Below are 26,792 nucleotides of genomic sequence, written 5' to 3' on the forward strand. Positions count from 1 at the left end.
CGCGGGGCGGCTTTGCGCGATCACCCGCCGGACCGCTCTCCCCGATCCCCCGAAGGCCGCAGAAACGGAGCCGAGCCATGCCCGGTGAACTCTGGTGGAAGACCGGGACCGTCTATCAGGTCTATCCGCGCTCCTTCCAGGACGCGAACGGCGACGGCGTCGGCGACCTGAAGGGGATCACGGCTCGTCTCGACTACCTCGCGTGGCTCGGGGTCGACGCGGTCTGGCTGTCGCCGGTCTGCCGCTCCCCCATGGCCGATTACGGCTACGACGTCTCCGATTACTGCGACATCGACCCGCTCTTCGGCACGCTCGCGGATTTCGACCGCTTCGTGGCGGAGGCCCATCGCCACCGGCTCAAGGTCATCATGGACTTCGTGCCGAACCACAGCTCGGTGGAGCATCCGTGGTTCCGGGAGAGCCGGTCCTCGCGCGACAACCCGAAGCGCGACTGGTACATCTGGCGCGACCCCAAGCCCGACGGCTCGCCCCCCAACAACTGGGTGAGCAATTTCGGCGGTCCGGCCTGGACGCGGGATCCGGCCACGGGCCAGTTCTACTACCACGCCTTCCTGAAGGAGCAGCCCGACCTCAACTGGCGCAATCCAGAGGTGCGCCGGGCGATGCTCGACGTGCTGCGCTTCTGGCTCGACCGCGGCGTCGACGGGTTCCGGGTCGACGTGATCTGGCATCTGATCAAGGACGAGGCGCTGCGGGACAACCCGCCGAATCCGGACTACGTCCCGGGCGATGCCGCGATCAACAGCCTGACCCCCCTCTACTCCGCCGACCAGCCGGAGGTGATGGACGTCATCGCCGAGATGCGGGCGGTGCTCGACGGCTACGACGAGCGGGTGCTGATCGGGGAGATCTACCTGCCCCTGGAACGGCTGATGGCCTATTACGGCGTCGACCTGTCGGGCGCGCACCTGCCCTTCAACTTCCAGCTGATCCAGACGCGCTGGCACGCCGAGACCATCGCCGCCCTGGTGGCCGAGTACGAGGCGGCGCTGCCGCCGGGGGGCTGGCCCAACTGGGTGCTCGGCAACCACGACCAGCCGCGCATCGCCGCCCGGGTGGGCGCCCCCCAGGGCCGGGTCGCCGCCGTGCTCCTGCTCACCCTGCGCGGCACCCCGACGCTCTATTACGGCGACGAGATCGGCCTCGCCCAGGTGCCGATCCCGCCGGAGCGCGCCCGCGACCCCTGGGAGCGCAACGAGCCCGGCCGCGGCCGCGACCCGGCGCGCACGCCCATGCAATGGGAGGCGAGTCCCGGGGCCGGCTTCTCCGCCGCGGAGCCCTGGCTCCCCCTCGATCCCCGGGCCGCGACCTGCAACGTCGAGACCCTGCGCGACGATCCGGGCTCGATCCTCACCCTCTACCGGCGCCTCCTCGCCCTGCGGCGCGAGCACACGGCGCTCAGCCTCGGCGCCTACCGGGCGGTCTCGGTGGAGGACGACGTCCTCGTCTACGAGCGGGAGCATGACGGGGAGGTCCTGCGCATGCTGCTGAATTTCGGGCATGCGGCTTGCACCGTCCCCCTGCCCGCCGAAAACGGCTGGCGCGTGCTGCTGTCGAGTTCCGGAAGCCGGATCGGCGAGAGGCCCCGGGACGGCCATCTCGCACTTGCGGGAGACGAGGCCCTCGTTCTCCTGAGGGAGCCGCTCGCGCCGCCGACGGCCACGCTTGATCCAAGTTAATCTCCAGGAAAGCTTCGTAAATTGCCCCGCTTGGCGAGGAATATTTCGGTTTTTTCTCGTCGATTTCGCCTTTGGTCTTGAAATCCGGCCCGATCGCGATATTGTGCAATGCGGCGGAACCGGTCGCGTGCCTGCGCGTTGCCGGACTGACAACAGGCGCCGTGGCGACGTCCGCCAGCATCCTTGCGGCCCGCGGCGTGGGGGCTCTATCGATGACGGGATCGGCGTACGTGCGCTCGGTGTGTTCTGCGTCGCCGTCTTCGTCCCGTCCGCCCATCATCCCTCGTCCGGATTCATCGCGCGGATCGCTGCGCCAGCGCATCCTGTTCGCGACGCCGGAGATGGCGGACTTCCTCAAGACCGGCGGCCTCGGCGAGGTGGCGGCGGCCCTGCCCCGGGCGCTCCGCCAGCACTACGACGTGCGCATCCTGATCCCGGGCTACCGGCAGGTGGTCGAGCGCTACGCCGACATCCCGGTGGTCGCCCAGCTTCCCGGCCGGGACGGCCTGCCGCCCTCCAGCCTCGGCCTCGTGGAGACCGGGGACGGCCTGCCGGTCTACGTGCTGCTCAACGCCGAGCTCTACGACCGCGCCGGCTCGCCCTACGGCGACCAGGGCGGCGACTTCCCGGACAACGACCTGCGCTTCGCGCGCCTGAGCCTCGCGGCCGTGGAACTCGCGATGGGCGCCGATCCGGACTGGCAGGCCGATCTGCTGCACCTGAACGACTGGCAGACCGCCCTCGCCCCCGCCTACCTGGCCTGGCAGGGCCTGCGGGTGCCGAGCATCCTCACCGTCCACAACCTCGCCTATCAGGGCCTGTTCCCGCGCGAGAATCTCGGCTGCCTCGGCGTGCCGGAGAGCGCCTTCCAGATCGACGGCGTCGAGTTCTACGGCAAGCTCTCCTTCCTGAAGGCGGGTCTGTTCTACGCCTCCCACGTCACCACCGTGAGCGAGACCTACGCCTACGAGATCACCACGCCGGAATCCGGCTGCGGCCTCGACGGGCTCCTGCGCACCCGCGCCCAGCAGGGCCGGCTCACCGGCATCCTCAACGGCATCGACGAGATCTGGGACCCGCGCACCGACCCGCATCTGGCCACGTCCTTCGAGCCCGACGACTGGAAGGGCAAGCGCGCCAATGCCGACGCGGTGCGCCAGCGTTTCGGCCTCGGCGTCTCCCGCGGCCCGCTCTTCGCGATCGTCTCGCGGCTCGTCCATCAGAAGGGCGTCGACCTGACCCTCGCGGCGGCGGAATCGATCGTGGCGGAGGGCGGCCAGCTCGTGGTCACCGGCCAGGGCGAGCCGCGCTTCGAGAGCGCCTTCGCCGACCTCGCCCGGCGCCATCCCGGGGCGGTGGGCGTGCGGATCGGCTTCGACGAGACCGACGCGCACCGGATGTTCGCGGGCAGCGACTTCCTGCTGATGCCCTCGCGCTTCGAGCCCTGCGGCCTCTCCCAGATGTATGCCCAGCGCTTCGGCTCCCTGCCGATCGCCCACCGCACCGGCGGATTGGCCGATACGGTGGAGGATGGCGTCACCGGCTTCCTGTTCGGCGAGGCGACGCTGAAGGGCCTGACGGGCGCCATCCGCCGCGCCCTCGACGCCTTCGCCTCGAAGCGCCAGCTCAACACCATGCGCCGCACCGCGATGGCCCGCACCTTCGGCTGGGATCAGGCGGCGTCGAGCTACAGCGCGCTCTATGCCCGCACGATGGGCAACGGCGGCGACTTGCTGCGCGCCCGCGCCGCGGCCTGATCCGGCGCGGTGGCGGGAAGCCGGGCGGTCGCTACCCCGGCGCGATCTCCCGCCGCCGCCGCTCCATCGCCGCCTCGATCTCGGCGGCGGTGAAGCGCGGGGTCATGTGCTGCGGGCAGTTCCAGTCGAAACCCGCCACCTCGACCACCGCCACGCGCTCGATCCGCGCCCGGTAGGCGTCGAGCGCCACCGCGGCGGCGAGATCCGGCCGCTCCGCCGGCTCATGCATCGTCAGGTGGCCGAGGAGCTTCAGCCGGTGCCGGGCCGGGTAATCCATGAAGAACAGGGCCACCCGGTCGTTCGCCGCGACGTTGCCGAGCGAAATGTACTGGCGGTTGCCGGCGAATTCCGCCCAGGCGAGGGTTGTCCGGTCGATCACCCGCACAAAGCCCGGCGGGCCGCCGCGGTGCTGGATGTAGGGCCAGCCATCCTCGGAGGTGCTGGCGAGATAGAAGCTGTCCCGCCGGGCGAGGAAGGCGGCCTCGGCCGGCGTGAGCGCGGCGTCGGCCGGAGCGGCATCGGGCTCGCGCGGCATCGCCGCGTAGGGTGAGCCGAGCCGCTCCTGCCCGGCGCGGACCGCCGGGGTGAACAGGGTTTCGTGAAAGCGTCGCATGGCCGCTCCTCCGGTGGGAGACGTCAAGATGGATCCGCACTCCCACCGGCGGAATGGCCGCCTTCGACACGACACTCTTTCAACCGGCGCAGCAATCACGGATCAGCGCGCGAGCCACGCCCCCGCCCGGACGAGGTCCGCCTGCATCAGCCCGTGCCCGCCCGGCAGCACCTCGTGGGTGACAGCCGCCCCCGCCTCCCGGAGCATCCCGGCGAGCCGCGCCGCATTGGCCGCGGGCACGATCGGGTCGAGGGCCCCGGAGAGAATCAGCACCGGGGTGCCGGCGAGGTCGGCGGCGGGCGGGTCCGCCAGCGGCACCATCGCCCGCAGGAGGACGGCGCCGGCCAGCACGCCCGGATGCAGCAGCAGCAGGGCCGCCGCGATGTTGGCGCCGTTCGAGAATCCCACCGCCACGGGCGCCGGGAGCCCGTAGGCCTCGCGGGCCTGCCCGACGAAGCCGGCGAGGTCGGCGGCCCGGCGGCGCAGGTCCGCCTCGTCGAACACGCCCTCGGCGAGCCGGCGGAAGAAGCGCGGCATCCCGTTCTCCAGGACCGGCCCGCGGGGCGACAGCAGCGCCGCGCCGGGCGCGAGGGCGCGGCCGAGGGGGAGGAGATCGCCCTCATCCCCGCCGGTGCCGTGGAGGAGGAGGAGCGGAGCCCGGTCCGGGCCGGAGGCGGGCTCGTGGCGATGGATGAAGGACAGGGCGGTCATGGGGAATCCTCGATGTGGACCGGGACGGCGGGGCCCGCCCCCGGTGAGGGGAGCGGGCCCGCGCGGGGCGGCGTCAGGCGACGGCCGGGAGCACGCGCTCGATCTCGCCGCGGTGCGGCTCCAGGAAAGACGGCAGCTTGAGCGCTTCGCCCAGGGTCGCGACGGGCTCGTCGGCCGCGAAGCCGGGGCTGTCCGTCGCGATCTCGAACAGCACGCCGCCCGGCTCGCGGAAGTAGACCGAGCGGAAGTAGTTGCGGTCGCGCTGCTCGGTCACGGCGAGGCCGTGCGCTTCGGTCAGGCGGCTCACCATCGCGGCCTGGGCGGCGTCATCGGCCGCCCGGAACGCGATATGATGGACCGATCCACCCCCCGGCCGGCCGCGCAGGAAATCGCCGACCGCCCGGATCGTCACGTGGCCGCCGCGACCCGCGCTGCCGCTGAAGCGGGTGAGCACGCCCTCTCGGCCGGTCTCGCGCAGGCCGAGCGCGTCCGTGAGGATCGCGGCCGTGGGCGCAGCCTCGCGCAGGAGCAGGGTGACGCCGTGGAAGCCGCGGATCGCGTGCTCGGCGGGGACGTCGCCGCCGGTCCAGGCGGGCTCCGCCTCCGCCCCGGCGACACCGACGAGCGCGAGCGGCATCCCGTCGGGATCGCGGAAGGGCAGCACGGTCTCGCCGAGCACCTTCGCGGGCGCCTCGTGCGGCACGCCGGCCGCGATGAAGCGGTGCGTCCAGTAGCCGATCGACCCCTGCGGCACGCGGAACGCGGTCTCCTGCGTCTCGCCGACGCCGATCCGGCCCGGCGCCACGTGTTCCCAGGGGAAGAAGGTCAGGATCGTGCCGGGCTGACCGGTCTCGTCGCCGTAATAGAGGTGATAGGTGCCCGGATCGTCGAAGTTCACGGTCTTCTTGACGAGGCGCAGGCCGAGAACCCGGGTGTAGAAGTCGAGGTTGCGGCGGGCGGGGCCGGAGATCGCGGTGACGTGGTGCAGGCCGGTGGCGGTCATGTCTGCCTCCATGGGAACTGGGTTTCGGGGGACCGGCTCCGCGGTCCCGATCGGGTCGAGGCGGAATTTAGGAGTTGCCCTTTCGGCGCGAAACGGAAACGATGGAAAGACATCGTTTCCGGAATTGACTGATGGGCGCGCTTCCCGATTTCGAGGCCTGGGCGGTGTTCGCCCGGGTGGCACAGATCGGCTCCTTCTCGCGGGCGGCCACCGATCTCGGCCTGTCCACCGCCACCGTGTCGAAGGCGGTGAGCCGGCTGGAGGCCCGGCTCGGGACGAGCCTGTTCCACCGCACCTCGCGGCGCCTCGCCCTCACGGAGGCGGGCCGCGCCGCCCTCGACGGCGCCGCCCGGATCCTCGCGGCGGGCGAGGCGGCGGAGGCGGATGCCCAAGCCGGCGCCCGCGAGCCGCGGGGGCTCGTGCGGGTGGCCGCGCCGATGTCCTTCGGGCTGAAGCACCTCGCGCCGGTGCTGCCGGATTTTCTCGCGGCCTATCCGGAAGTAGCCGTCGACCTGCATCTCGCCGACGCCCTGATCGATCTCGTCGGCGGGGGCTTCGATCTCGGCCTGCGCATCGCGGCGCTCGCGGATTCCTCGCTGCGGGTGCGGCGCCTGTGCGGGGTGCGCCGCTCCCTCGTGGCGGCCCCCGCCTATCTCGACCGGGCGGGCCGGCCGGCGCATCCGCACGACCTCGCCCGCCACGTCTGCCTCGGCTACGCCTACCTGCCGAACCCGGACCGCTGGCACTTCGCCGGCCCCGGCGGCGAGGTGGCGGTGACGCCGTCCGGCCGCCTGCGGGCGAACAACGCCGACGCGCTCACCCCTGCCCTGCTCGCCGGCCTCGGGCTCGCGGTGCAGCCGGATTTCCTGATCTGGGAGGAGCTGGCCGCCGGCCGGCTGGAGCGGGTGATGACCGACTGGGCGCCCCCGCCCATCGCCCTCAACCTCGTGATGCCGCCCGGCTCTCTGCGCCCGGCCCGGGTCGCCGCGCTGATCTCCTTCATCGAGCGGCACTTCGCGGCGGCGCCCTGGGCGTCATGACCGGCCGGAGCCGATCGCCGGAGGCGCATCCCGGGGCCGTCGGCCTCTCCGAGACTCAGGGAGCGAGGATGCCGGCCGCGAGGAGTGCGGCACCCGCGACACCCGACAGGGCGAGCCGCAGGCGGCCGAGCCAGCGCGGCACCAGCCCGCGCCGCGGCAGGTCCTGATCGATCGCACCCCAGACGAGCACGAGAGCGCCGAGGAGCCGCAGGTCCCAGGGTGGTGGCGCGGCCAGCGCCGCCCAGGCGACGAGGGACGGCACGACCGCGATCAGGTAATCGGCTTGGCCGCCGCCCCGCCCGGCCGCGCCCCAGCGGATCCCGCCGAGGAACGAGGCGATGATGGCCGCGTAAGTCGCGAGCGCCGGCCGCACCGCGAGGCCGAAGAGATCGCCGTGCCCGAGGATCAGGAGCAGGGCGAGCCCGAGGAACGGGATCAGCCCCGCCGCCCCGAGAACCAGGGCGCCGACCGGGGCGGTTGCGTCGCGCTCCATTTCAGTCCCTCCGGAAGATCACGCTGGCGAGCCAGCCCGAGAGCAGCGCCAGCACCCCGGTTCCAACGCCGTAGAGCAGGGACCAGTCGCGGGCGACGCTGGCGAGGCCCTGCTCGACGCCGGTCTTCACCAGATCGAAGCGCGCGGATTCGCGGGCGAGCGGCACGGTGCCGGCGAGCAGCGCGACCTCCACGTCGTAGGCGCCGACCGGCGCCCGCGCGGGCAGCGGCACGGTGGCACGGAACACCGTGGGCGTCAGGAAGCGCACGGCGGCCTCGTTCTCGACGAACAGCCGCTCGCTGCGCCGCAGGCGCAGGAGCGCGTCGCGGAACGGGTCGTCCTCGGGCGAGGCGGTCATCTCGGGCGACTCGACGATCGCCCGCAAGCCCAGCCGCAGCCGCCGCCGGGTCGCCTCGTCGGCCACCTCGGCCAGGGGCCGGGAGGCGAGCACCGCCAGGAAAGCGGGCACCTCGGCGAACTTGCGCTGGGCGCGGTTGACCCAGAGCGGCCCGAGCGCCTCCTTCTCGCGCACGGTGAGCGACTGGCGGGGCCCGCGGATCGTCACCACCACGTCGTAGGCGCCCCGGCGGGCCGCCATCTGCGCGTCGCGCTCGACCGCCCCGAAGATCGCCACCGACGACCCCGCGTAGTTCGAGGTGATGGCGAGCCGCGTGAAGGACAGGCTCACCACGAGCGACTCGGCGGCGGCCGGGATCGCGGTCAGCCCGTAGGCCGCGAGCCCGAGGAGCAGAGCGAGGGCCCGCATCAGCGCCCCTCGACGGCCGCGATCGAGAAGGGCTCGGTCGGGCGCAGGGTCAATTCCAGCACGAAGCGCAGATCGACCGTGAGCACCAGGACGGCGAGGAGCAGCCGGAAGGTGTCGGCGCGCAGGTTTCGGCCGAGCCGCCCCCCGAATTGCGCCCCGAACACGCTCCCGGTGATCAGGATCACCGCCAGCACCACGTCCACCGCCTGGTTCTGCACCGCATGCAGGACGAGGCCGACGAGGCCGGTCCAGAGGATCTGGAACTGCGAGGTGCCGACCACCACGCCCGTCGGCACGCGCAGGAGATAGAGGAGCGCGGGGACCAGGATGAAGCCGCCGCCGATGCCGAGCACCGCCCCCGCGAAGCCCACGAAGAGGGCGAGGCCGAGGATCGGCAGCACGCTCGCGTAGAGCCGGGAACGCGGAAAGCGCATCCGGAGGGGCCACGCCATGTAGGCCGGGTGCTCGCGGCCGAGGCGGACCGGGGCCGGCCGGCCTCCCCTTCGCGCCCAGAGATCGCGCAGGGATTCGACCAGCATCAGGCCGCCGACGACGGAGAACAGCGTGACGTAGGCGAGGGTGATGACGAGATCGAGCTGGCCCGCCCGCCGCATCGCCGCGAAGAACCAGACGCCGAGCGCCGTGCCGATGAGCCCGCCCGCGACGAGGACGAGGCCGAGCCGGATGTCGACGCCGCGCCGCCGCAACGCCGCGAGCACGCTGGTGGTGGAGGAGGCGACGATGGGCGCCGTCTGGGTCGCCACCGCGACGGCCGGCGGGATGCCGAGCACGATCAGGACCGGCGTCATCAGGAAGCCGCCGCCGATCCCGAACACCCCGGAGATGAAGCCGACCGCCGCGCCGAGCCCGAGCAGCAGCAGCACGCTCACCGGCATCTCGGCGATCGGAAGATAGATCTGCAACGGCAGGGCGATCCGGGCGGCGACCTGCGAGAGGTAAGGCCGCCCCGATGAACGAAGGCTGACCGTCGCCGGCAGCGAAGCCCCCGGGAAGGTCAGCCTGGGGGGACCGCCGTCACACGCCGGTCCCGCTGAACTTGCCGGCCGTGGGCTTGGCCTCGCCCGGGCGGGAGGTCGGGAAGGGCGGCGGGGCGCCGACCAGCGACATCGGCGCCGGGGCCTGGGCGGAGGCCGGCTCCGCCCGCGGCGGCGGGGGCTCGTTGCTCGCCGGATCGGGGGTCTTGGGCTTCCAGCCCTCGGCCAGGGCCTTGGCGGCGGCGAGATCCTTCGCCGACAGCTTGGCCGCGACCTCGTCGCGCTTGTGCCCGGCGTCGTCGTCGCCCTGCGCCGCCGCGGCCGCGAACCAGCCGTAGGATTGCGCGAGATCCTGCGGCACGCCGAGGCCGCGGGCGAGCAGCACCGCGAGGTTGTACTGGCTGTCGCGCACGCCGTACTCGGAGGCGCGGCGGAACCATGAGGCCGCGGCGGCGTAATCGGGCTTGCCGCCCGCCCCCCCCGACTCGGCCATCAGCACCGCGAGGTTGTGCATGGCGCGGACATGCCCCTGATCGGCGGCTTTGCCGTACCAGAGCCGCGCCTGGGCGACGTCGCGGGTGACGCCCATGCCCTTCTCGTATTGGCTGCCGAGCCGGTACTGCGCCGGAGCGTAGCCGTGATTCGCGAGGCGCTCGAACAGCTTGGCCGAGAGCGCGAGGTCCCGGGGCAGGCCGCGGCCATCCGCCTCGCGGCTCGCCAGCTCGTAGATCGCGGCGCCGTCCCCGTCCAGGGCGGCCTGCCGCAGGCTCGCGAGCGCGGGCGGGAGGCCGGCGAGATCGGGAGCGAGGGAGGCGGCGGCAGCGATGCGCGGCACGGCCGGTGTCTCCGGTGCGGGCACGCCCGGGGCCTTGCCGGGCCGGGCGGCGGCATCCCCGAGCGCCTGCGTGGTGGTCGGATCGGCCGGCGGGGCCGCGGTTTCGGGATCGGCCTGCACGGCCGCGATCGGGCCGGGCGCCGCCGGGCTCTCGGGGGCGCGCCGGTAGCCGTGCAGCGCCTGCAGGGTTCCGAGCGCGAGCACGATGGCGGCGAGGCCGAGGAGGAGCGGCCGGCGCCGGCGCTCCAGGGTCGCCCGCAGCTGCCCGACGATCCCCGGCCCGGAGGACACCTCCGCGGGAGCCGCCGCCTCGTCCCGGTCGGCGGCGCGGGGGGTCCTGGCGGCGGCCTTGCTGCTCGCGGCCTCCGCCGCGGCGGCCTGCGCCGCGCGGCGGGCGGCCGCGATGAAGTTCGCCTTGATGTCGGCGGCCGGAAGCTCCGCGGCCGGAGCCGTGGTCTCCGGCGCGGCGGGACGGGGCGCGCGGGGCCGGCTGGCGCCGGGCTCCAGCATTTCGTCCGCCGGGCCGGCGGCTCCCCCGCGCCCCTGGCGGACGGGCGGTGCGACGCTCTCCTGCAGGGAGTCGCGGATGGAGGGGCTCGCGCGGCGGCGCGGCGGCAGCACCGGCGCGGTCGGCACCTCCGCCCGCTCGGTCTCGATCTGGGAGAGCCGCGTCACGAGGCGCTCGAGGGCGCCGTGGACGCTCTCCATGGTCGCCTGCATCCGGCGCTCGGAGGCTTCCTGCTGCGCCCGCAGCTCGGAGAGGGTGGTGTGCAGCGTCCCGAACGGGCCGGGTGCGGCCCCGCTCCCCGGAACCCCGGCGCCGATCGTATCCGCGACCGCGTGGCGGGCCGCCCGCTCGGCGGCGGCCTGGATCGGGGCCTCCTCGCGCAGGAGAGCGACCTGGGCGAGGAGATCGCCCATCGTCCGCTCCAGCCCCTCCAGGGCCGGGTCATTGCCGCGGGTGTCGATGCGGGCCGCGAGCGCGAGAACCTGCTTCTCGAGCCCGTCGAGGGCGTCGTTGCCCGCGCCCTCGCCGACGCGGTCGAGCTTGTCGGCCAGGGCACGGAGCATGCCGTGGATCGAGGCGAGATCGCCGCCGGGCATCGCGGGACGGCGCAGCGAATCGCCGATCTGCTCCAGCCGCTCGATGACCTCGCTCACCGGACCGCCCGTGGCGACCCGGTCGACCTTCTCGGACAGGGCGTCGATGCGCCCGATGATGTCGTCCGACGCATCGGGCACGGAACGGGGCGCGGTCGCGGCGGCCTGGGCGCGCAGCTCGTCGAGCTTGCGGTCGAGATCGGCGAGGCCCTGGGCGATGACGGGCGAGGCCGCGCTCGGAGCGCGCAGCCCGCTGCGGATCTCCTCCAGCAGCGGCTTGATCTCGGCGACGATCGGGCGCTGCTCGGCAAAGCCGCTGCTCAGCTCGGTGATCCGGGCGTTCAGCTCCTCGACCGCGTGGACGAGGGTCTGGATGCGCTCCGGCGTCGCGAGGCCGGACACCTGGCGGCGGATCGCGTCGAGTTCGCGGAAGAGGTCGGCGATCGCATCCCGGTTGGCGAGGCTGCCGACGTCGGAGGTGTTCAGCGCACCGCTGACCTTGCGCGACAGGACCTCCACCTCCCGGGCGAGGCGATCATGCACGTTCGCCGCGACATCGTCGGCGAGCCGTTCCACCTGCACCCGCATGAGGTCGATGGTCCCGGCGACCGCCGCGATATCCTCGGGCTGCCGCGCCCGCCGGACCTCCTCGGACAGGGTGCGGACCGCCTGCTCCATGGCGCCGAGGTCGCGGCTGGTGGCGAGCCCCGTCACCGATTCGCGCAGGCGCAGGGTCTCCGCCTGCAATCCCGCGATGGCCGGCGAGAGGGTCTCGGCGGCGGCCGTCGCGCTCCTCGCCACTTGGTGGAGGTCGCGGCGCATGGCATCGACCACGTCCTCGGCCCGCTCGCCCGGCCCGTCCTCCGCGCCTTCGAGCTGCTGCTGGCGCTGGCGGATCTCCGCCACGGCCGCGCGCAGCTCGTCCTGGACCGGCAGGCCGCGGCGCCCGATCGGCCGCTGACCGCTCGCCGCGATCCGCTCGCCGAGCGCCGTGATGCGGGTCTCGAACTCCTTCAGCATGGCCTGGAGCCCGGCGGGCTCGGCCGCGGCGGCCCCGGCGCGCAGCACCTCTCGAAGGCGGCCCTCGATGCCCTCCACGGCGCGCACCACCGCCTGATCGACGATCTCGCGGCTCTCGGCGAGGCGGCGGTCCATCTCGGCCTTGAGGAGATCGGGCAGGCGGGCCGGATCCCCCGCGCCCGCCTGCTCGCGCAGGATCTCGGAGAGCCGGCTCTCGATGCCCTCGACGGCGCGGACCACCGCCCGGTCCGCGCTCTCGAAACTGGTGTTCAGGCGCCGGTCGATCTCGTCGAGGCGCCGGGTCATGGCCGCGAAGGCCGCGCCCATCCCGGCCTCCGCCGGCAAGGGCGCGTCGCGCTCCCGCCGCCGCGGCGGCTCGGGCGAGCGGGCGGCGTCGTGCGGCGCCTCGAAGCGCGCGCGGCCTCCGGAGCGGACGGACGGCTTCGCGCCGTCGCCGCCCCGCATGCGCGGGCGCGCACCGCCGCGGGCGGATTCCTGCGAGATGGTGAGCGCGAGCCAGTCCTCGACGGACATGCCCGCGCGGCGGGCGGCTTCCCGGGCGGCCTGCCGCACATCCGGGTCGAAGGCGTCGAGGCTGGGAGGAGCGTTCCGTCTCATAAGCGGGGACCTGAGGAGAAGCGGCGGGCAGCGCCGGGCCGGCGGAGGAGAGGCCGGCTGCGACGATCGTGAAGGCTTGGTCAATGGCATGGGGCGCGGAAGCCCTGGGGCGGACTTTCTTTCGGTCAAGGTAAACAAGCCCTTAAGCTGGGCGCGGATGCGCCCTCGCCCGCCGGCCAGCCGCGACGGCGCTGGTATACCCGCAGAACGACCTGAATGATTTTTGTTCACAACCGGAAGGCGAGATTCGGCCCGCCTTGACGCATTTCGGCCTGCCGAAACCCTCCCGGAACGGGCGAAACGGTAAGGGGAACAGCCCTGCAACCTCTTGTTCAGACAAGCGTTTTACTGTAATTAACACACGCCCAAGTTGACGTTACCTTTCCCTAAGGTAGGTCAGATGACCTTCTTTGTGTCATGGTGAGGTCGGGCAAGGGCGCGAACCGCCCATGCCGCGGGTCCAGCCGTGGGGTTTTGAATGGAATACGAGAGACAGGGGGAAACGATGAGAATGGCATCCGGACGCACGAGCTCCCCCGCTTCCGCCCGGACCGGGCGCGGGCCATCGAGTCGCCATGCGGCGCCGGCGACCCTGACGATCGGAGACCTCGCGGAGGAATTCGGCGTCACGCTGCGGGCGCTGCGCTTCTACGAAGCCAAGGGTCTGCTGCATCCGCAGCGCCGCGGCACCACACGTCTCTACACCGAGGAGGACCGCACGCGACTCGCCACGATCCTGCGCGGCAAGGAGCTCGGCTTCACCCTGCGCGAGATCGCCGCGATGGTGGACGGGGACGAGATCGTGGAGCCGGGCACGGCCCCGACGCTCGCGCTGAGCCCGGCGCAGGTCGAGGAGCAGATCACGCATCTCGAGAACCAGAAGGCCGAGATCGAGCGGGCGCTCGAGGCCCTGCGCAGCTACAGCAAGGCGAAGCCGAGCGCCTGAGCCGGAGCCGCACGGGCGCGGCCGCGAGGCCGCACCCGGCTGCTGGCGGAGGAGCCGATCGCTCCGCCGACCTGGGTCACCGGCTCTTCTTGTAGAGCTTGCTGGCGATCTCGAAGATCTCCTCGGGGGCGTAGTTCGGCGCGAAGGCGCCGTAATTGCCGTCGAGTTCCGGGATCTTGCCGCCTTCCGGCAGGCCGTCCACCACTTCGAGGTTTCCGGGCGGGTCTCCGGGCAACGCGACCTCGTCGTTGGACCAGACGCCGGCGGCTTCCGCGTAGTCGTCCGGGCTGAAGCGGTAGAGGCGGCGGTGGCTGCCCTCCTCCAGGTATTTCTGGCATTCGGGAATGCGGCTGAGGTCGATGTTCGGCGTCGGCAGCATCTTCTCGATCTCGACGCCCGTGAGCTTCTTGAGCGCGAGCGCGTAGGCATGGGCGTGGACCGAGCCACGCACCAGCAGATAGCCGCAGACCTCCCGCCCCGTCGGGGCCGTCAGCGTTTCATAGACCCGCAGCTTGTGCAGCCTCGCCCCGCATTCGAGGTGGAAGTTGTGCAAGAGGTCGATGATGATGTTTCCGGTCGTGGTGACCATGTCCATGTTCCACGACGCGGCATTGCTGTTCATCGGCATCGCGCCGCCGCCGTTGCTGAAGAAGCTTCCGGCGAGCCGCACGTCCTGCATGTCCTTGAACGGTGCTTTGGACACGTCGACATCCGGCGTCTCGTCGCCGGGACCGTTGTTCAGCATGGCGACGCCGGTCGAGACCAGCTCGACATGCCCGAGTTCCTCGGCGAAGATGCTCGATACGAGGCTGTAGAAGGGCCGGAGCTTCGACTTGTTCCGAAAATTGAAGCTCTGGAACATGTAGTTCCCGAGGGTCGACATCTCGCCGTACTTCCCCCCGAGCAGTTCCTGCAGGGCCGCCGCAGCATTGGGCTCCGGGCGCTTCGGCTCCGGCAGGGCTGCCTGAAGGCGGTCGATGCGCATGAACATGAGCGGATCTCCCGGGAGCATGATACTCCCCCGGGGCTACGATCGGACCGGCCGCTTGTTCCTTCGCGCGTGAACTTATTTGCCGCGAGTTATTGAGCCGGCACGCTACCGGGTGGCGCGACCGCCTGCATCGCGCGACCGTCCGCGTGACGAGGCCGCCGAAACGGGCCCCGGCCTCACCCCTGCCGGGCGGCATGCGCCTCGGTGAGACGGGCGGCATAGCGGGCGATGAGGTCGATCTCCAGGTTCACCCGGTCCCCGGCCCGCCGCTCGCCCCAGGTCGTCACCGCGAGGGTGTGGGGGATCAGCAGGACCGTGAACAGGTCGCCCTCGACCCCGTTCACCGTGAGCGAGGTGCCGTCCAGGCAGACCGATCCCTTCTCGGCGATGAAGCGCGCCAGGGCGGCGGGCGCCCGCAGCACGAAGCGGTCGCTCGGCGCCCAGCTGTCCCCCTCGCCGCCGGTCACCGCCTCGCGGGCGACGATCTCCGCGAGGCCGTCGACATGGCCGGTGACGAGATGGCCGCCGAGCTCGTCCCCCATCCGCAGGGAGCGTTCGAGGTTGAGGCGCGTGCCCGGCTGCCAGCTCCCGACGCTGGTGCGGTCCAGGGTCTCGGCGGCGGCATCCACCGCGAAGCGGCAGCCGGTGCCGTGCGGCACGATCTCCACCGCGGTCAGGCAGGGCCCCGAGCAGGCGATCGAGGCGCCGAGCGCGATCGTCGCCGGATCGTAGGCGGACTCGATGGTGATGCGTCGCAGGCGCTCGCCGCCCTCGACGGCGATCACGCGTCCGACATCGGAGACGAGGCCGGTGAACATGGCGAACTCCGCGCATAGGTGGTGAAGAGGTCGGGACCGAGCCGGATCTCGTCCGTGCGGACGAGCGTCCCGCTCGCGATCAGGCCGGCAAGGTCGAGGCCGATGGCCGGCACGCCCGGAAGGCCGAGGGGCCGGCTGCCGGTCACGATCAGGCAGGCGTCGATCAGGTCGTCGCGGGCGAGCGCGTCGGCCAGGGTCGGGCCGCCCTCGCAGAACACCCGCGTCACGCCCTGTTCGCCGAGCCGCCGCAGGGCCTCCGGCAGGTCGAGTCGCTCGCCGGGACCACCCGGGACCCGCAGCACCTCGGCGCCCGCCGCCCGCAGCGCTTCCGCGGCCGCGGCCGGGGCATCCGGGCCGCACAGGATCAGGGTCGGAACCGCATCGCTCGTGCGCACCAGCCGGGCCCGCGGGGGCGTGCGCAGGAGCGGATCGAGCACCACCCGCAGGGGTGAGCGGTCGCCGAGCCCCGGCAGCCGCACGGTCAGCTCCGGATCGTCCGCCAGCACCGTCCCGACGCCGACCATGATGGCGTCGCTATGGGCCCGCAGCAGGTGGATCCGGGCATTGGCGAGGGGGCCGGTGATGAGGAGGCGCCCGTTGCCCCCCGCCGCGAAGCCGTCCGGCGTGCGGGCGAGCTTCAGGACCAGGGCCGGGCGCCCCGCCGTGACGCGCAGGATGTGGCCGCCATGGTCGCGGGCCGCCTCGGCCCCGAGCGTGCCCACGCTCACCGACAGGCCCGCCGCCCGCAGGCGTCCGTGACCGCGCCCGGCGACCCGCGGATCGGGATCGTCCATGGCGCTCACCACCCGGGCGACGCCCGCGGCCACCACCGCATCGGCGCAGGGCGAGGTCCGGCCGTGATGCGAGCAGGGCTCCAGGGTGACGTAGAGGGTGGCGCCGCGCGCGGCCTCGCCCGCCTCCGCGAGGGCGACGCGCTCCGCGTGCGGCCGCCCGCCGGGCTGCGTGACGCCCTGCGCGAGGATGCGCTCCGCGCCCATCGGGCCCGCCACCAGCACGGCCCCGACCGAAGGGTTGGGCCATGTCCGCCCGAGATTGCGCCGGCCGAGGGCGAGCGCCAGGCGCATGTAGCGCCGGTCGAGGGCGGCCTGCCGCTCGGAGGAGGATGTCACGCCCGGGACCGGGCGCGGCGCACCGACGCGTCGCCGCCCTCCCCTGCTGGGGGCCGGGCCGCCTCGGGCACGGGGTCCGGCGCGGCCGGCTGCGCGGCGCTCAGGCGCCCGAGCAGCTCCTCGAAATCCTTGGCCTCGCGGAAGTTCTTGTAGACGGAGGCGAAGCGCACGTAGGCGACGTCGTCGAGCTCCTTGAGCCCCTCCATCACCAACTCGCCGATGGCCTCGCTCGTCACCTCCGCCTCGCCGCCGCTCTCCAGCTGGCGGGTGATGGCGCTGACGAGGCGCTCGACGCGGTCGCTCTCCACCGAGCGCTTGCGCAGGGCGACGTCGATGGAGCGCTGCAGCTTGTCGCGGTCGAACGGCACCTTGCGGCCGGAGCGCTTCACGACGCTGAGTTCGCGCAGCTGCACGCGCTCGAAGGTGGTGAAGCGCCCGCCGCAATCCGGACAGACCCGGCGGCGGCGGATCGCGGAGGCGTCGTCGCTCGGCCGGGAATCCTTCACCTGGGTATCCAGGCCGCCGCAGTAGGGGCACCGCATCGGCCGCCGACCCTCCGTGAGACGCCCCGCCCCGGCCCGGGCGGCGGCGCTATGCCGAAACGAACGGGGGCCGGGCCCGCTGCCACGGGCCCGGCCCCCGAATCGCGTGTAATCGATCAGCCGTAGATGGGGAAGCGGTCGGTGAGGGCGTGCACCTCGTCCAGCACCTTGGCCTCGGCGGCGGCATCGCCCGCCTCGCCCGCCCGGGCGAGCCCATCGAGCACCGTGACGATCAGCTCGCCCACCTTCTTGAACTCAGCGACGCCGAAGCCGCGCGAGGTGGCGGCGGGGGTGCCGAGGCGGATGCCCGAGGTGATGGTCGGCTTCTGCGGGTCGAACGGCACGCCGTTCTTGTTGCAGGTGATGCCGGCCCGCGAGAGCGCGGCCTCGGCGGCCTTGCCGGTGAGGGTCTTGGGCCGCAGGTCGACCAGCATCAGGTGGTTGTCGGTGCCGCCCGTGGTGATGTCGAAGCCGCCCGAGATGATGGTGTCGGCGAGCGCCTTGGCGTTCTCCACCACCTGCTTGGCGTAGACCTTGAATTCCGGCTTCAGCGCCTCGCCGAAGGCCACCGCCTTGCCGGCGATGACGTGCATCAGCGGACCGCCCTGGAGGCCGGGGAACACCGCCGAGTTGATCTTCTTGGCGAGCGCCTCGTCGTTGGTCAGCACCATGCCGCCGCGCGGGCCGCGCAGGGTCTTGTGCGTCGTCGTGCTGACGACATGGGCGTGCGGGAATGGCGAGGGATGCACCCCGCCCGCCACGAGGCCGGCGAAATGCGCCATGTCGACGAAGAACACCGCGCCGACGCTGTCGGCGATCTCGCGGAACCTCGCGAAGTCCCAGTGGCGCGGGTAGCCCGAGCCGCCGGCGATGATCACCTTGGGCTTGTGCTCCTCGGCGAGTTTGGCGACCTGCTCCATGTCGATGCGCTGGTCCTCGCGGCGCACCGTGTAGGAGACCGGCTTGAACCACTTGCCCGACACGTTCGGAGGCGCGCCGTGTGTGAGGTGGCCGCCCGCGGCGAGGTCGAGGCCGAGGAAGGTGTCGCCCGGCTGCATGGTGGCCATGAACACGGCCTGGTTCGCCTGGGAGCCGGAATTCGGCTGCACGTTGGCGAACGCGCAGCCGAACAGGCGCTTGGCGCGCTCGATGGCGAGGTTCTCGGCGATGTCCACGAACTGGCAGCCACCATAGTAGCGGCGGCCCGGATAGCCCTCCGCGTACTTGTTGGTGAGCACCGACCCTTGCGCCTCCAGCACCGCCCGCGACACGATGTTCTCGGAGGCGATCAGCTCGATCTCGTGCTGCTGGCGGCCGAGTTCCTGATCGACCGCGCGGGCGAGCTCCGGATCGACATCAGCAAGGGAAGCCGAGAAGAACGAGTTGGACAGGGATGTCTTGGCGGTGCCCGCGCTCATGTTGACCTCGACTGTTGGAGAGTTTCGTCCCGAAGACGGCCGGTTGACTTTATCGCCTCATGTGGGCCGGCTTCTACACGGCGCCGGATCCGCGGCCAAGGGCGCTCCCCGATCCGCCGAGGGGGACCAGGGTGCGGCCCGCAGGCGCGGGGACGATCCGTGCAGGACCGGCGGCGTTCCGTTCCCCGGAGGGCCGACCGGATGCAAGGCATCACATGGCCGTGGTATCCTCTCAACGGGATTTAAGTCAAGGAAGGCAATGAATAGAAAAACTTAATGCCAATGCAGAAAAACTTGGGATGCCACATCCCTCCCGGCCCGAGCCCGCCCCGGTCCGGAGCCGGACAATCCCCGCTCAGTAATGCGGCGGGGGCGGCTCCTCGCCCGGTGCGGTCGGGCGCTCCGCCATCTCCCGCAGGCGCTCGTTCAGGGCGGCGACCTGCCGGGTCAGCAGATCGACCCGCGCCCATTGCTCCGCGACGGTGCGGCTGAGGTCGTCGATGGTGCGCTCCTGATGCGCGAGGCGGATCTCGAGATCGGTCAGGCGGGTATCCGGTTCGGCCATGGGGGTCGCTCCAACGCGAAACGGCCCGGGCGGGCCCGGGCCGTCTCTGACGAAAGGGGAAGGCTGCGATCAGTTCGTCTGATCGTCGTCCGCGTCGGGGTTGAAGTTGCGGGGCCCCTGGGCGGCGGCGGTCATGGCGGCGGTCGGCGCGCCGACGCCGTCGCGCTTGTAGATGTCGTCGCGGAACTGCACGAGGCCGTCCGGCGTGGACCAGGCGGTGATGTAGGTCCAGTAGACCGGGATCGGCGCCACCGGGCGCGCATCGACGCGCTGGCCGCTCTGGATGATCGACTCGATCGTCTCCGGGTTGCCCTGCGGGGTGCCCTGGAGGATCCAGGCGACGTAGTCGCGGACGTTCTGGACACGCACGCAGCCCGAGGAGACGAAGCGGAAATCGTCGCCGAAGATGCCCTTGGCGGGCGTGTCGTGCATGTAGACGCCGTGCGGGTTCGGGATGTTGATCCGCACGAAGCCCATCGAGTTGAGGTCGACGCCCGGATCCTGGCGGAAGCGGTAGCGGGTCGCCTCGTCGGAGCGCCAGTTCACCTGCGACGGCGGGATCTCGCGGTCACCGTCGAAGATCCGGATCTTGTTGTCCGTCAGGTAGCTCGGCTCCTTCTGCATCTTCGGGATCAAGTCCTTCTTGATGATCGAGGCCGGGACGGTCCAGTAGGGGTTGAAGTTCACCTCCTGGATCTTGGCGTTCATGATCGGCGACTGGCGGTCGATCTTGCCGACGCCGGCGGCGTGCCGGGTGGCGACGTGGTCACCCTCGACCGTCTCGACGAGGGCCGCCGGGATGTTCACGATCACGTAGCGGCCGCCGAGATTGCCCGAGTAGGAGCGCAGCCGCACCGCGTTGAGTTCGAGCTGGCGCAGGCGCACATCCGCCGGCACGTTCATGGCCTGGACGGTGGTGAGGTTCATGGAGCCGGTCTGATTCAGGCCGTGGCGGGCCTGGAACCGGCGGACGCCCGCATCGACGTAGGAATCATAGACCGGCGAGGAGCCGGCGGCCGGGTCGAGGTCGCCCGAGACGATGAGGCGCTGACGCAGGGCCACGACCGCGGGGCTCTTGGAACCCACGCGCAGCCGGTCGGCGCCGGAGACCGGCTGCCAGCCACCCCGGGCGACGATGTCGCGGTAGCGCTCGATCATCTGCTCGGTGGCCGCGAGGGTCTGCGGCGACAGGATCGGCGTGTTCGAGCGCTGGACCCGCATCGTCGAGGCGGAATCGTAGTTCTGCGCCCATTCGGCCTGGGCGAGGCTCCGCTCCTCGGCCGTGGCCGGGATGGCGACGGCGGCCAGCAGCGCCAGACCGAGCGAACCACTGAGAGACGCGCGTGTCAGCATGGAAGCAAGCTCGTGAAATCTTTAAGGGGACGGACATGCCGATCGGCAAATCACCGTGCGACGTGACCGTGTCGGTGTGCGGTTAAGACTCCATGAGGAGCGGGCCAGATTGTGGCGGGGCCGGAACACCCCTGTGGAGACGGGAGGTTCGCCGTGGACTGCGTCCTTACGGCAACATCCGGTGCGTCCCGGCTGCGACGGCCGGCCCGTGGCGGGCGCGGCCTCGCTCCGCCCGGCAGGGTTCGCGAAAGTGGCCACCGGTTTTGCGGCAAGAACCTGCGACACATCAGGAATCGAAGCGGACGAAGCGTTGGCTTGCCACCGCAAGTCTGCTTAGAGGAACCCCATGAGGAACGAGCGGCAGCACCGGCGAGGATCGCGCCTGCGGGCGCTCGGCGCCGTGCTGGCCCTCTACGGGCTCGTGCTCCAGGCCTTCCTCATGGGCCTGAGCCCGGTGCCGGCCGCGTCCGCCGCAGGGGTGATCTGCACCGCGCACGGCCCCGGCCATCCCTCCCGTGGCGGCCGGGACGCTCCGCTGCCGTCCACGGCCCATGCCTGCTGCGCCGCCGCCTGCCAGGGACTCGCCCCGCCGCCCCTGCCGCAGGCCGCCGCGCTCGCCCGGCCGCTCCGCGTCGCGGTCGCGCTGACGTGGCGGCGCGGCGACGCCGTGCCGGTGCGGACGCCGCCGCCGCTGTCCGGCTCCGCCCGCGGCCCTCCCCGCGCCTGAGCGCATCCGCGGCGCCACCGCGCCGCATCGATCCCTCACGCGACTGGAACAACCGATGATCCGCTTCGTCTCCGGCGGCCTCTGCGCCGCGCTCGCCCTCTCGTCCGTGCCCGCCCTCGCCCATGCGGTGCTGGAGCGGAAGGAGGCCAGCCCCAACCAATCCTACCGGGGCGTGGTCCAGATCGGCCATGGCTGCGCCGGCCAGTCCACCACCCGCATCACCGTGACGGTCCCGGAGGGCGTCCTCGGCGCCAAGCCGATGCCGAAGCCCGGCTGGACGCTCACCACCACGACGGGGCCCTATGCCCGGGCCTATCCGTACTATCACGGCGAGATCCGCGAGGGCGTGAAGGAGATCACCTGGAGCGGCGGCCCCCTGCCGGACGATCAGTTCGACGAATTCACCTTCCAGGCGCGGATCTCCGACGCTTTCGCTCCCGGCGCGACGGTGTATTTCCCGGTCCGCCAGGAATGCGGGGCGGAGGCGGTCGCCTGGGCGGAGATCCCGGCGGCGGGCCAGAGCGCCTACGACCTGAAGAGCCCGGCCCCCGGGGTCCGGATCGTGGCCGCGGCCCAGACCGCGACGGCCCGGCCGGCCCCCGCCCCGGTGAAGGCCGGCGACCTCACGATCGAGACCCCGTGGATGCGGGCGACGCCGGGCGGCGCCAAGGTCGCGGGCGGCTATCTGCGGGTGACCAATATCGGCAGCACCCCCGACCGCCTCGTCGGCGCCTCGATCCCGCTCGCGGGCCGCGGCGAGGTGCATGAGATGTCGATGGCGGGCGGGGTGATGCGGATGGCGCCCGTCGAGGGCGGGCTGGTGATCAAGCCCGGCGAGACCGTCGAGCTGAAGCCCGGCGGCTACCACCTGATGTTCCTCGACCTGAAGTCTCCGGTCACGGCCGGCGAGACGGTCGAGGGCACGCTGACCTTCGAGCGGGCCGGATCGGTGCCGGTGCGGTTCCAGATCGGGGCGATCGGGGCGGCCGGGCCGGGCGGCGCGGGCGGCCACCAGCATTGAGGCTCCGGCCTCGCCTAACCTCTCCCCGTTGCGCACGACCGTCCGGGACAGGACGGGGCGCTTCTCCCCCTCTCCCACCCGGGAGAGGGGTCCCGGTGCCCGCATTTTTCCCGGACCGTGCGAGGGGAGGCTCAGGCTCCGGAGGGTGGCACCGCGGAGCCGCATGCGCGAGGGATCCGGATCACCGCAGGAAATCCCCGAAGGCCCGGGGGCCGTCCGAGGTCTTGACCTGGCCGGTCACCCGCAGGCTGCCGGTGTCGATCACGCTGACGCTGTTCGATTCCCAGTTCGCCACGTAGACCTGCCGGCCGTCGCGGCTGGCGGCGATCCCCTCCGGATACTCGCCGACATCGATCCGCGGTCCCGGCTGGAGCGTCGCGAGGTCGAAGGTGCTGACCGTGCCGCCATACTGGTCGGTGACGAAGGCCCGCCCGCCGGTGAGCGCCACCGCGTAGGGCCGCTCGCCGACCGCGACCCGGGCGATCTCCCGGCGCGCCGCGATGTCGATGACCGAGACGTCGTTCGAGCCGACATTCGCCGTGTAGGCCCGCCCGCCCTCCGCATCGATGGTCACGCCGAAGGGCCGGGTGCCGACCTTGACCACGCCGAGGCGTTGGCGCGTCGTCGCGTCCACCACCGAGACCGCGTCATCGTCGCGATCCGCCACCAGGAGGAGGCGGCCGTCGCGGGTCACCGCGATCCCCGAGGGCGAGGTGCCGACCGCGATCTCGCCCTCCACCGCCAGCGTCGCAGGGCTCACGGCCCAGAGCCGCTTGGCGTACCAATCCGCGACGTAGATCGCGCCGCTCGCCGGGTTCACCCCGACGCCGAGCGGGCCGCCGCCGAGGGGCACCGTCCGCTCGATGCGCCGGGCCGGGACGTCGATCACCACCAGGGCCTTGTCCTCGGGGGCGGTGACGTAGGCGCGGGCGCGGTCGGGCGAGAGGGCGATTCCGGCCGGCGCGCCGGGCACGGGGATGGTCGCCACGACCCGGCCCGCGGCGAGGTCGACGATGTCGACCGCGTTCGCGTTCTGCGCCGTGACGACGGCCTCCCCGGCGGCGGCCGGACCGAGCAGGCCGGCACCGAGGAGCAGCCCCGCGAGGAGACGCCTCACGAACCGCTCTTCTCGAGCTTCGCCTTCAGGTTCTCGAGCCCGCCCTTGTAGAGATCGGACACCGCCTTCACGGCCGCCTCGTCGCTCAGCTCGGGCGGCGGATCGTTGTTCATGTAGCCGCGGTAGAACGCGCCGTCCCAGCTCACCGTCGAATTGCCGCCCTCGGCCGGCTCGACCTTGATCGTCGATGAGTAGTTGTTGACCGGGAGAACCTTCACGTCGACCTTGTTGATCCGGTACGACAGGCTCTTGTTCTCGGTGGAATACTTGTAGAGCTCTTCATCGACGGTGGCGCCGCCCTTGAGCGTGAGGGTGCGGGTGGCCTTGACCTCGTTGCCGCCCTTGCCCTCGGTCTTCTCGACCGGCGGCAGCCAGCTCATGTCCTGGAAATTGCCGACCACGGCCCAGACCTTCTCGGGCGCGGCGTTGATGGTGACCTTCTCCTCGACCTTCTTGCGGGTCGGGCCGTGAGCCTGTGCGGCGAGCGGCGCGAGCGCGACCAGCGCCGCGACGGCGCCCCCGATCAACAGCTTCATGAAAGCATCTCCTCTCAAGCCTCGGTGTCGTCGACGAGGAGCCGGTCCGCCGCGGCGAGATGGAGGGCCGCGGCGACCTTCTCCTCGATCCAGGACCAAGCCTCGCGCTCGGCGGGGCCGGCCGTCTTGGAGACCGCGATGTGCAGGTATCGCATCTCCGAGAGCACTTTGTCGGGGGGCAGCCGGTCGAGGCGCGTCGACAGGATCGCGGCCTCCAGCACGGCGGCCTGCGCCCGGTTGTAGCCCGTGAACGGGCGGTGGGCGGCCTCGTGCACGATCCGCGCGCGGAAGCGCGGCCGCACGGGGTCGTCCTCCACCGCCACGACCGCGAATTCCCGGTGTCCGTAGGCTTCGGCGAGGCGCCGGCCCGGGATGCGCGCGCAGGGCACGGTGGCCCAGTCCCGCCGGCCGGTGACGCAGCCCGCGATCACCCGCATGTCGGACGGAGCCGCGGCGGCGAAATGCGGGTTCGTCTCGAGGTTGGCGATGGTCGGCGAGGGCCGGAACGGCGCCAGCACGCAATGGTCGCCCTCCGCGATCAGACCGAACGGCACGAGGTGCAGGCTTCCGTCCTGCCCCTGCGTCGTGACGATGGTCTCCAGGATCAGCGGCACCGCCTCACTCCGTGTCCTCGCTGCCGCGCGACGGCTTGCGGCCGTGCAGCGTGTGCCCGACCTCCTTGAACGTGGTGGTGTCCTGCGCCACCGCGTCCATCGCGCTGCCCCATTCCAGGGGCTCGTCCTGCACGTAGCGCTTGCCGAGCCGCCAGGCGAGTTCGGCTTTGGTCAATTCCCCGCCGAGATAGAAGGCGTGGCCGCCATCGCTCGCGACGTCGAGATCGGGGAAGAACGCCATGGCGTCGGTGCCGATCCGGTGGATCGCCCGGTTGTAGATGTGCACCCCGTCCTCGGCGACGGCGACGCGGTAGTTGGGGTCGCGCACCTCGGCGGCGAGGGCGGCGATCTCCTCGGGCGTCTGGGTGTAGGGGCGCTTGTCGTGGAGGCTCAGCAGCTGGCGCCCGTAGCCCTTGGGCAGGGCGCCGTCGGCGCGGGCGGCGTACATCACGCGCCGGGCCGCGTCGTGCTCCTCCACGGTGCGGCGGGTGTGGTTCGAGACCTGCACGATCAGCACGTTGCGGATCGCGAGTTCCGAGCACATCCCGACGAGGAGCGCGGTGACCCCGACGCTGTCGGCCTCGGTCAGCTCCGTGAGGTTGCCCGTCCCCATCATCATCTCGATGTCGGGGTGGCGGCGGCGGGTCTCGTGGTAGCGCACCACCGAGGCCGCGAAGCCGAAATGGATCGGCTCCAGGATCGGATCGGCGAGGAAGGGGCGCCCGGCCTTCTGCAGGCGCTCGATGGCCCGGTCGAGGGAGGGCAGATCCTCCGGGCGCATCGGCACCAGCACCGGCACCGCGTCGGTCTCGAAGGCGAGGTCCAGCGTCTCCTCGTTGAGGCTGAGGAGGAAATCCGCCCCGGCCCGCGCCCCCCGGGCGAGTTCGTCGCGGTCGAAGGAATCGACGCTGACCCTCAGGCCCGCCTGCTTGAGGAGCCGGACCGTGTCCTCGAGATGCGGGAAGGGCGTGTCCGGCAGCCCGCCGAGATCGATGACGTCGGCGCCGCGCCGGGCGAGATCCTGGGCCCGGACGAGGATCTCGTCCGGGGTGAGCTTCGAGGCATCCACGATCTCGGAGAAGATGGTGAGGTCGTGCCGCGACAGGTCGACGTTGCGGCCCGCGAGCCCGAGATGGACCGGCAGGTCGACGATCTCGTCGGGCCCGCGCTCGACGGGCACGCCGAAGAAGGCGGTGAGCGCCGCGGTATCGGCCCGGCAGCGGCCGGGCAGGATGATTCGGTCCGCCCCCTCCGGCACCGTGACGCGGCGGCGGATGATCTCCTCCGTCATCAGCGCCGCGACCTTCACGCCGGCATCCGCGATGGTGGCGGTGAAGCGGTCGCGCGGCAGCGTCGCGACGATCTTCTCCAGACGCGGCTTGGCGAGCCGGCCGGTGACGAAGACGAGGTGCTCCGTCATGGGTGCGCGACTCGCATGGGCGTCTGCGGACGGGGCGCGGGCCGCTCTCTCGTGCGGGCTTGCGCGCCCGATGGCCGGCCGCGCACCGGCACGGCGCTGGAATTCTCCCCACTCCTCATGCTGCGGTGGCCGGCGAAAGCCGGCCCTCGAAGCACCCCGGAACGGCAATCCGAGGCGGCGATGTGGAGTGAGGCGGCGATGTGGAGTGAGCCGACCTGGAGCGGCGTTCCGGGGTGCTTCGCGGCTCTTTCGGAGCACCTCAGCATGAGGACCGGCCGGGAATGCCGGGAGCGGGGTCGCCGGCCGATGCCGTGGGTCCTGTGGGAGAGGGGGCTTGGACGCGTCCCGCGCATGTCAGACTCCCGCCTGCGCCGCCACCGCCGCGCCGTCCCGCCAGCGCCGCTCGCCGCGCGGGCCGCGCAGCACGATCTCGCCCCCGAACCGCCGGGCGAAGCGGGGGAAGGCCGCATCGACGAGATCCGCCGCCGGATCCGCGACCTCCGCCGCCTTCACCAGCACGCAGCGCGCCGCGCCGAGTTCCGCCGCGAGCCAGAGGGCCAGGCTGTCCGAGGTCACGTCCCAGCTCTCGGGGATCTCCGGATGCCCGGCCTTGAGCCGCTCCGGATCCCAGACCGGCACGCCCCCGCGCGCGATCGCCGCCGCCGGGTCCGTCGAGACCGCGAGGCGCGGTTCGAGCCCCCGGAAGATCCGGGCCATGCCGCTCATCGCGTCGAGGGCGAGGCGGTGGGCGAGCGCGTCGTCGAAGGCGAGGCTGTCCTGCATCGCGCGCACCGCATCGGCGAGGCGGCCGCCGCCCGGGACGATCACGGCGGGGCCCTCCGCCCCGTCCGCGAGCCCGCGCAGGACCGCGCGCAGCCGCACGGCATCCGTCGTCAGGCTCCCGCCGAGCTTCACCACGCTGAGACCGGGTGTCATGCGGCG

Annotated in this window: 25 protein-coding genes; 6 read left to right on the top strand and 19 right to left on the bottom strand. The window is 72.2% G+C overall.

What is annotated here, in order from left to right; translation table 11 throughout:
• Window positions 1–77: 77 nt before the first annotated feature.
• Window positions 78–1,700 carry an alpha-amylase family glycosyl hydrolase gene (locus ACE101_RS15960; protein WP_379131233.1) on the top strand — a complete coding sequence of 541 codons (1,623 nt, stop codon included), beginning with the start codon at window positions 78–80 and terminating at the stop codon, window positions 1,698–1,700.
• Window positions 1,701–1,912: 212 nt separating this feature from the next.
• A complete protein-coding gene (glgA, locus tag ACE101_RS15965; protein WP_379131236.1) occupies window positions 1,913–3,457 on the top strand; it encodes a glycogen synthase GlgA in 1,545 nt (514 codons plus the stop codon).
• A gap of 31 nt (window positions 3,458–3,488) precedes the next feature.
• Here glgA and ACE101_RS15970 read toward each other — a convergent pair whose 3' ends face one another.
• From ACE101_RS15970 to ACE101_RS15980, 3 genes are all read right to left on the bottom strand, one after another.
• Window positions 3,489–4,070 (bottom strand): pyridoxamine 5'-phosphate oxidase family protein, encoded by a 582-nt coding sequence (locus ACE101_RS15970; protein WP_379131238.1) that lies wholly within the window; start codon window positions 4,068–4,070, stop codon window positions 3,489–3,491.
• 102 nt (window positions 4,071–4,172) lie between these two features.
• On the bottom strand, window positions 4,173–4,781 hold the full coding sequence (locus ACE101_RS15975) for an alpha/beta hydrolase (protein WP_379131241.1): 609 nt from the start codon (window positions 4,779–4,781) through the stop codon (window positions 4,173–4,175).
• A gap of 73 nt (window positions 4,782–4,854) precedes the next feature.
• Window positions 4,855–5,784 (bottom strand): ring-cleaving dioxygenase, encoded by a 930-nt coding sequence (locus ACE101_RS15980; RefSeq protein WP_379131243.1) that lies wholly within the window; start codon window positions 5,782–5,784, stop codon window positions 4,855–4,857.
• A 131-nt stretch (window positions 5,785–5,915) separates the two neighbouring features.
• Between ACE101_RS15980 and ACE101_RS15985 the strand changes: the two genes are divergently transcribed.
• Window positions 5,916–6,824, top strand: a complete 909-nt coding sequence (locus tag ACE101_RS15985) for a LysR family transcriptional regulator (RefSeq protein WP_379131245.1) — start codon at window positions 5,916–5,918, stop codon at window positions 6,822–6,824.
• 55 nt (window positions 6,825–6,879) lie between these two features.
• On the opposite strand, the gene ACE101_RS15990 is transcribed toward ACE101_RS15985, so the two are convergent.
• From ACE101_RS15990 to ACE101_RS16005, 4 genes are all read right to left on the bottom strand, one after another.
• Entirely contained in the window at window positions 6,880–7,317 is a 438-nt protein-coding gene (locus tag ACE101_RS15990; RefSeq protein ID WP_379131247.1) for a DUF3429 domain-containing protein, read from the bottom strand.
• Window position 7,318: 1 nt separating this feature from the next.
• A complete protein-coding gene (locus ACE101_RS15995) occupies window positions 7,319–8,083 on the bottom strand; it encodes a TIGR02186 family protein (protein ID WP_379131250.1) in 765 nt (254 codons plus the stop codon).
• Entirely contained in the window at window positions 8,083–9,006 is a 924-nt protein-coding gene (locus ACE101_RS16000; protein WP_379131253.1) for a sulfite exporter TauE/SafE family protein, read from the bottom strand. The genes ACE101_RS15995 and ACE101_RS16000 overlap by 1 nt, the downstream gene beginning before the upstream one ends.
• Window positions 9,007–9,118: 112 nt before the next feature.
• The gene (locus tag ACE101_RS16005) at window positions 9,119–12,652 is read right to left on the bottom strand and encodes a hypothetical protein (RefSeq protein WP_379131256.1); all 3,534 of its coding nucleotides are present in this window, start codon (window positions 12,650–12,652) and stop codon (window positions 9,119–9,121) included.
• A gap of 511 nt (window positions 12,653–13,163) precedes the next feature.
• Between ACE101_RS16005 and ACE101_RS16010 the strand changes: the two genes are divergently transcribed.
• Window positions 13,164–13,598: a MerR family transcriptional regulator gene (locus tag ACE101_RS16010; RefSeq protein WP_379131259.1), complete on the top strand. Its 435-nt coding sequence runs from the start codon at window positions 13,164–13,166 to the stop codon at window positions 13,596–13,598.
• Window positions 13,599–13,674: 76 nt separating this feature from the next.
• Here ACE101_RS16010 and ACE101_RS16015 read toward each other — a convergent pair whose 3' ends face one another.
• The 7 genes from ACE101_RS16015 to ACE101_RS16045 all read right to left on the bottom strand — a co-directional run bounded on the left by ACE101_RS16015 (window position 13,675) and on the right by ACE101_RS16045 (window position 20,415).
• Window positions 13,675–14,589 (bottom strand): manganese catalase family protein, encoded by a 915-nt coding sequence (locus tag ACE101_RS16015; protein ID WP_379131261.1) that lies wholly within the window; start codon window positions 14,587–14,589, stop codon window positions 13,675–13,677.
• Window positions 14,590–14,765: 176 nt separating this feature from the next.
• Entirely contained in the window at window positions 14,766–15,407 is a 642-nt protein-coding gene (locus tag ACE101_RS16020) for a riboflavin synthase (protein ID WP_379131263.1), read from the bottom strand.
• Complete coding sequence (gene ribD / locus ACE101_RS16025) at window positions 15,371–16,492, bottom strand: bifunctional diaminohydroxyphosphoribosylaminopyrimidine deaminase/5-amino-6-(5-phosphoribosylamino)uracil reductase RibD (RefSeq protein ID WP_379138723.1); 1,122 nt, start codon at window positions 16,490–16,492, stop codon at window positions 15,371–15,373. Before ribD ends, ACE101_RS16020 begins: the two co-directional genes overlap by 37 nt.
• A gap of 41 nt (window positions 16,493–16,533) precedes the next feature.
• The gene (gene nrdR, locus ACE101_RS16030) at window positions 16,534–17,079 is read right to left on the bottom strand and encodes a transcriptional regulator NrdR (RefSeq protein WP_379131266.1); all 546 of its coding nucleotides are present in this window, start codon (window positions 17,077–17,079) and stop codon (window positions 16,534–16,536) included.
• A 116-nt stretch (window positions 17,080–17,195) separates the two neighbouring features.
• Window positions 17,196–18,497, bottom strand: coding sequence for a serine hydroxymethyltransferase (gene glyA, locus ACE101_RS16035; protein ID WP_379131269.1), 1,302 nt, complete (start codon window positions 18,495–18,497; stop codon window positions 17,196–17,198).
• 355 nt (window positions 18,498–18,852) lie between these two features.
• Window positions 18,853–19,062, bottom strand: coding sequence for a SlyX family protein (locus ACE101_RS16040; RefSeq protein WP_379131271.1), 210 nt, complete (start codon window positions 19,060–19,062; stop codon window positions 18,853–18,855).
• Window positions 19,063–19,131: 69 nt separating this feature from the next.
• On the bottom strand, window positions 19,132–20,415 hold the full coding sequence (locus tag ACE101_RS16045; RefSeq protein ID WP_379131274.1) for a L,D-transpeptidase family protein: 1,284 nt from the start codon (window positions 20,413–20,415) through the stop codon (window positions 19,132–19,134).
• A 346-nt stretch (window positions 20,416–20,761) separates the two neighbouring features.
• On the opposite strand from ACE101_RS16045, the gene ACE101_RS16050 reads away from it, so the two are divergent.
• Complete coding sequence (locus ACE101_RS16050; RefSeq protein ID WP_379131276.1) at window positions 20,762–21,142, top strand: hypothetical protein; 381 nt, start codon at window positions 20,762–20,764, stop codon at window positions 21,140–21,142.
• A 55-nt stretch (window positions 21,143–21,197) separates the two neighbouring features.
• Window positions 21,198–22,163, top strand: coding sequence for a copper chaperone PCu(A)C domain-containing protein (locus ACE101_RS16055; protein WP_379131279.1), 966 nt, complete (start codon window positions 21,198–21,200; stop codon window positions 22,161–22,163).
• A gap of 181 nt (window positions 22,164–22,344) precedes the next feature.
• Here ACE101_RS16055 and ACE101_RS16060 read toward each other — a convergent pair whose 3' ends face one another.
• The 5 genes from ACE101_RS16060 to ACE101_RS16080 form a co-directional block, all read right to left on the bottom strand.
• A complete protein-coding gene (locus ACE101_RS16060) occupies window positions 22,345–23,280 on the bottom strand; it encodes a YVTN family beta-propeller repeat protein (protein WP_379131281.1) in 936 nt (311 codons plus the stop codon).
• Window positions 23,277–23,816 carry an SRPBCC family protein gene (locus ACE101_RS16065; protein WP_379131283.1) on the bottom strand — a complete coding sequence of 180 codons (540 nt, stop codon included), beginning with the start codon at window positions 23,814–23,816 and terminating at the stop codon, window positions 23,277–23,279. The genes ACE101_RS16060 and ACE101_RS16065 overlap by 4 nt, the downstream gene beginning before the upstream one ends.
• Before the next feature lie 14 nt (window positions 23,817–23,830).
• Entirely contained in the window at window positions 23,831–24,430 is a 600-nt protein-coding gene (locus ACE101_RS16070; protein ID WP_379131285.1) for a DUF447 domain-containing protein, read from the bottom strand.
• A gap of 4 nt (window positions 24,431–24,434) precedes the next feature.
• Entirely contained in the window at window positions 24,435–25,850 is a 1,416-nt protein-coding gene (locus ACE101_RS16075; RefSeq protein WP_379131288.1) for a DUF6513 domain-containing protein, read from the bottom strand.
• A gap of 354 nt (window positions 25,851–26,204) precedes the next feature.
• Window positions 26,205–26,786 carry a uridylate kinase gene (locus ACE101_RS16080; RefSeq protein ID WP_379131290.1) on the bottom strand — a complete coding sequence of 194 codons (582 nt, stop codon included), beginning with the start codon at window positions 26,784–26,786 and terminating at the stop codon, window positions 26,205–26,207.
• Window positions 26,787–26,792 lie beyond the last annotated feature (6 nt).

The sequence above is a fragment of the Methylobacterium carpenticola genome (assembly GCF_042748905.1).
Taxonomy (GTDB): domain Bacteria; phylum Pseudomonadota; class Alphaproteobacteria; order Rhizobiales; family Beijerinckiaceae; genus Methylobacterium; species Methylobacterium carpenticola.